Origin of the sequence: Anabaena sp. CCY 0017 (genome assembly GCF_963920885.1) — a bacterium.
In the GTDB taxonomy this organism is placed as follows: Bacteria; Cyanobacteriota; Cyanobacteriia; order Cyanobacteriales; family Nostocaceae; genus Nodularia.
On sequence record NZ_CAWUDG010000060.1, the window covers coordinates 1 to 4,802 of the forward strand.

Below are 4,802 nucleotides of genomic sequence, written 5' to 3' on the forward strand. Positions count from 1 at the left end.
AAACTGGTTTGCTAATTGCTGCTACTGTACCTCATAACAGCCGGAAACGCTGTATGATTGTGAGTTTTTTATTAGCATTGTTGTTTGTATGGATAAAGTGAACAATTGAACAATGCAAGAAATAGAACAGTTTAACCACCAACTGAAAGCACAACGAAGAACAGCCACATTCTTATCAACTGCTTTGTTTATTGGTGGTGTTTCGCTATGTCTTCCACTGTTTGCGGACACTACCAAATATCCTGAAACATTATTCTGCTTTAATCCTAATACTGACTTGTGCGAGGGTCATCAAATCAAGCGGGGGATTAGTTGGATAATTGACCGGGAACGGCGTAACTTTACTTTTGATAGCAAGGTGAAATTCTTACGCGTACTCCCACCAGAAGCACCCAAAGCCCCTTTATATGGTGTAGTGGGAACTGTTCTTTTAATTGGTGCGTATGGTGTAAGTAAATCACTCACAGATACACAGGAGAAAGCAATTCATTCTCAATTCGCACTGTTAAAAATACGAGCGCTAGAAAATGACATTTATGTTTCAAATCACTTAGACTTAACTGCATACAGCAAACAGCACCAATCCCAAATAACTAAGGAGATAATTGCACGGGATACAGCCGGGGCAATTGAACAATTGAAGACTGAAGGAGAACAGCAACTAGACCACATTAACGGACAATTACAAGGTGAAGTTGCCCTGAAAAGCCATGAGTTACAGATATCAGAACTAGACAAGGCTATTGCAGATAATCGTTTATCAACTGTTGAGACTACCCGTAAAATTGAGAAGATATCCAAACCAATTACTGACAGTAAATCTGATACTCAATCACCTAATGAACAGCTAAAAGATGCTCTGATAGATGCCTTGAAAAGCCATGAAGACGGGTATCTGTGGAAAATTATCAATTCACTTAAACCATTGTGGCTGATTGGTAATCAAGGGTCTGGCAAGACTTATACTGCTGCTGCCATCGCACTAATTAGAAAATACTGCCTCGATGCCCCAATTCATCAACTAATCGACCGTCACGCCACTGGTGACAATGCCGACGTGTGGCAAATGCTAGAAGCCACCAGTAAGGCAGAATCAGAGGATGAAATCAGCACAGCTTTTGAAGATTGCTGTGATAGGTGGCTGCAACGGATTAAGGAAAAGCCCACTAAAAAGCAGCAGGTGATTTGTGATGAATTTACCAATTTAAAATCATTATGCGGTGACAGCGCGATCGCATTCTTCAAAATGTCCCTCACCGACACCCGCAAAGCTAAAGAGTATTTGCTGGGCATTACCCACAATGCCACCAATGAATCATTCCCAGATGGTACAGCATCAGCCCGGAAGGCAGGGACAATTTTATTGGAGAAGTTCTCAGCCAATGGGGAGACACCACTATCTAGGGTAGTTGTCCGCTATGGCCTTGTAGATGAAAATGGCAATAATTTAGAAGATGAGGAGAGGACATTGCCAAGCTGGATGCATCCTGAGTGCATTTACCAGCACTTCAACGGTAAGCCAATTAATTTTGAATATTAACTTCTCTCTCGCGCCCTTGATAAATCACTGGGGGCTGAATTGTTAGTGATCATTGGCACAAGTAAAATTCACAACTATGAGACAATAAAGCTTTCGATGCAAATCGAAGGCTTTTTAGTTTGGAATTAGTATTATGGTAGCCATAATGTATAACTATGGACAACTTCCCTGAACGGATAAACAATCATATGGATATTACTCTGACGTTTCAAGCACTGGAACTTGATAACGAATATCTGCAATTTGAAGTAGAGCGCCTTTTGCCCCAGATTCGGGAGATTGAGGGTGTAGAACAAGCTGTATTGATTAGCGTAGAGTTATCACCCGATGGCTCTAAGGCAGGAGGTGGATTTGTTCTAGGCGCACTCAAAGTTATTGCGGACAACTCGAAGATTATTCAAGGGTTGATGGGCTTGAACAATGCGCTGCTGGGCAACAAAACCCTGAAGATGACGGTAAAAGCAACCGACGGAAGTGAGTTCAGTGGTGAAGCAAAAAACCGGGATGATTTGGAGTATCTACTTCAACAAGCAGAAGAATTTTATCAACGACGGGTACAAAATTAATTGTGAATAAGGCTTATCAACAGAGGCTGCCAGTCGTTTTTACTGGGGATTTAATTAAGGAGAATAACGCTTTTGTACTGAAAAAACTCTAGCTTTGTTTTATATGATATTTTGACCGAGCGAACAGCAGTCTAAAAAAAGCGCGACATATAATCAATTTTTTCGGCAATATATTTAATGAAGTCCTATGAATCTAAAGCATAGAGATAACAAAATAATATCTGCTTCACTCTCCTAATATAGATTTTTTTAGAAATTCACTTTTTTCCGGACTCAAACGATATACATCTTGCTCCGCTTTTCCAATTATATGTCCCTGCACATAACTGACACCTAAATCCTTCAAATGACGTAGCGTAACTGGTGAGTTATCGTCTAAACCTTCAACAATTACTTTTGCAGGATCAAGGGGATTAGCTCTGGCGACGATTTGTTGAACAAAATTAATAATAATAGGGGTCACTGTGCCAAAACGGAAAAATTGTACGTTAACGTTGAAAGTCTCTGAGTTGGAAATAGAGTAACCTGCAAGCTGCTGTAAATCCTGGCTTGTTCTAAAAAAGACCCAATATGGCTTTTATCCTTTTATCCAGCCCTATAGCGATATCACAGTTTCAGCAGACTGGTCTGGCGCGTGACGAGAACGAAGATGTAAGGTGATTTCCGTATCGAGTCGCTTGAGGAAAGTGAGGAGTTTACCCTCACTGAACCGTTGAAACTCTCCTTTCATTAGATGAGATACTTCTGGCTGGGGAATACCAAGAAGTTCGCTGATTTCGCGCTGTTTCAGGTGGCGTTGTTTCAAAAGGCGCAGTACCTGAATCCCTATCTTGCCCCGTGTAAAAAGTTCATCCGCATCCGACAAACCGAGGTCAGCGAATACATTGCCACTGCTTTCTTCAAAAACGGGTTCCTGTGTCATTGTTGTTTCTCCCTTGCCACTGCGTCCTTATAGCGTTGTTTAATCAGCTCAACATCAGCCTGTGGGGTTTTAATTCCCTGCTTTGATTTCTTCTGAAAAGCGTGCAGGACATAAATTTTCTCTCCAATCTTTACCGCATAGACTGCCCTGTAAGTATCCGTATCGTAACGTTTGACGATTTCATACACGCCACTTCCAACTCCTTTAAAAGGCTTGGCATCCATTGGTGTTTCCCCTGCTTGCACCAATTGCAGCGCATAGCCTACTGATGCACGCACGGATTCAGGAAATGAGCGGATATTTTTGAGAGAGTCTCCCATCCAAACCAGAGGTCGTAGAGGAATTTCTATAATATCCTCATCATTGTCCATCTTATATGAAATTTACTATAAAACCAGTTCGACAATAGCATGAAATGTCCCCCGCGCAACCTCAGAGGTAAGTTTTATGTCCAGTTGATTTCGGTATAGACATAGTATAGACCTTAGTGCCAAAGCAGTTGGCGGATTATACCTGTAGTTGGTCATCGTGCTGCAAGCATAAGCAAGTTTTATCAGTCAACGACAGAATGCGGGTTGTAGCGATTGGGAATGATAAGTTGGATTTGATGGGGTGTTATCGCTTTCGTGGTCACAACGAAGTTACAATACTTTTAGTCACTCGTTACACGATTTAGACAAATCGTGTACCCCCCTAGAAGGTAGTCAGGATGAAGGTTAGCGGCAACGGACAAGGCAAAATACTCAGCCAAGAGGAATTGAAGCGATTGTTCACTGAAGGGCTACTTACCCAACGCGATCGCCTACGGCGGGCGCTTGCGCCATCGCTCTCTGTTTGGCATCTGCTTGTTCACTGGTTGTCGCGTATCGGAAGCTTTGGCTCTCAAAAAGACTGATATCAAATCTGGAACCATCACTTTCCGCAAGTCTACCACCAAAGGTAAGCACAAAACTCGGATTGTAGACATCCCTCCAGGGTTAGCAGCAATACTAGCGGAGTATCAGCCCCCAGGGGAGATGATGTTTCCCGGTATGCGCGGTGTGACTGAACGGTTGACTCGGTTTATGGCTGATAAGATTTTACGGGCTGCTTGCAACCGCATTGGGGTGGAGGGAGTTAGTACGCACTCGTTTAGGCGAACGGCTCTCACGCAAATGTCGAGCGCTGGCATACCTTTGAGGACTATTCAAGAAATCTCTGGTCACAGTGACCTGGGGACTTTGCAGCGTTATCTGGAGGTTACGCCTGAGCAGAAGCGTCAGGCTGTTTCTGTGATTGGGTTTTAGATTCTGGTCGGGTTATATGGCTATGCCGACATTTCTATACCACTGTCTACACGGGAGGAACTGAGCCAAGATTAGCGATGGCGCTCGCTTTCTTCCACTTTTCTGCGATTTTTTACATCTTTAGCTTTTATTCATTATTCTCTGTGCCGATTTGTGTGATAATCATTATCAAATATTTTTCAGTAAAAATACATAACAGCATCAGCATCTTGTGCTTTTGTTGATGAGAATTTGGTGCGGAGGAAAACCTTGAAAGTTAGACATTTTATTTATCTAGGAATTATCGGGGCAATAATCTTGCTGGACACGCAACCGTTCAAAGCGCAAGCCAGTGTTAGCACTATAGAAAATACTCAGACAAAGCAACCCATAACCAAAATCCCCCGGACTCACACCAATGTAAGAAGGGGGAGCAACGCGATTTTGTGAGGTTGGGATACTGTTGGCGAATTCAGAGAAGCAGGATACTAGCTGGTTAGTTCAGTGAT

The 4,802-nt window shown here is 42.7% G+C and carries 7 protein-coding genes; 4 read left to right on the top strand and 3 right to left on the bottom strand.

The annotated features are described in order from the left end of the window. Nucleotides 1-112: 112 nt before the first annotated feature. Nucleotides 113-1,540 carry a hypothetical protein gene (locus ACM0OW_RS25545; RefSeq protein WP_414553499.1) on the top strand — a complete coding sequence of 476 codons (1,428 nt, stop codon included), beginning with the start codon at nt 113-115 and terminating at the stop codon, nt 1,538-1,540. Between the two features lie 155 nt (nt 1,541-1,695). Beyond that, nucleotides 1,696-2,106 (top strand): sugar ABC transporter permease, encoded by a 411-nt coding sequence (locus tag ACM0OW_RS25550; RefSeq protein WP_414553501.1) that lies wholly within the window; start codon nt 1,696-1,698, stop codon nt 2,104-2,106. A gap of 226 nt (nt 2,107-2,332) precedes the next feature. Here ACM0OW_RS25550 and ACM0OW_RS25555 read toward each other — a convergent pair whose 3' ends face one another. The 3 genes from ACM0OW_RS25555 to ACM0OW_RS25565 form a co-directional block, all read right to left on the bottom strand. Beyond that, nucleotides 2,333-2,569 (bottom strand): hypothetical protein, encoded by a 237-nt coding sequence (locus ACM0OW_RS25555; RefSeq protein WP_414553503.1) that lies wholly within the window; start codon nt 2,567-2,569, stop codon nt 2,333-2,335. Between the two features lie 132 nt (nt 2,570-2,701). Next, nucleotides 2,702-3,028 carry a helix-turn-helix domain-containing protein gene (locus tag ACM0OW_RS25560; protein ID WP_414553504.1) on the bottom strand — a complete coding sequence of 109 codons (327 nt, stop codon included), beginning with the start codon at nt 3,026-3,028 and terminating at the stop codon, nt 2,702-2,704. Beyond that, nucleotides 3,025-3,399, bottom strand: a complete 375-nt coding sequence (locus tag ACM0OW_RS25565; protein WP_414553506.1) for a type II toxin-antitoxin system RelE/ParE family toxin — start codon at nt 3,397-3,399, stop codon at nt 3,025-3,027. The genes ACM0OW_RS25560 and ACM0OW_RS25565 overlap by 4 nt, the downstream gene beginning before the upstream one ends. 338 nt (nt 3,400-3,737) lie before the next feature. Here ACM0OW_RS25565 and ACM0OW_RS25570 point away from each other — a divergent pair, with 338 nt between their 5' ends. Continuing rightward, nucleotides 3,738-3,923, top strand: coding sequence for a hypothetical protein (locus tag ACM0OW_RS25570; protein WP_414553508.1), 186 nt, complete (start codon nt 3,738-3,740; stop codon nt 3,921-3,923). Further along, complete coding sequence (locus ACM0OW_RS25575) at nt 3,874-4,314, top strand: tyrosine-type recombinase/integrase (RefSeq protein ID WP_414553510.1); 441 nt, start codon at nt 3,874-3,876, stop codon at nt 4,312-4,314. Before ACM0OW_RS25570 ends, ACM0OW_RS25575 begins: the two co-directional genes overlap by 50 nt. Nucleotides 4,315-4,802: the final 488 nt, after the last annotated feature.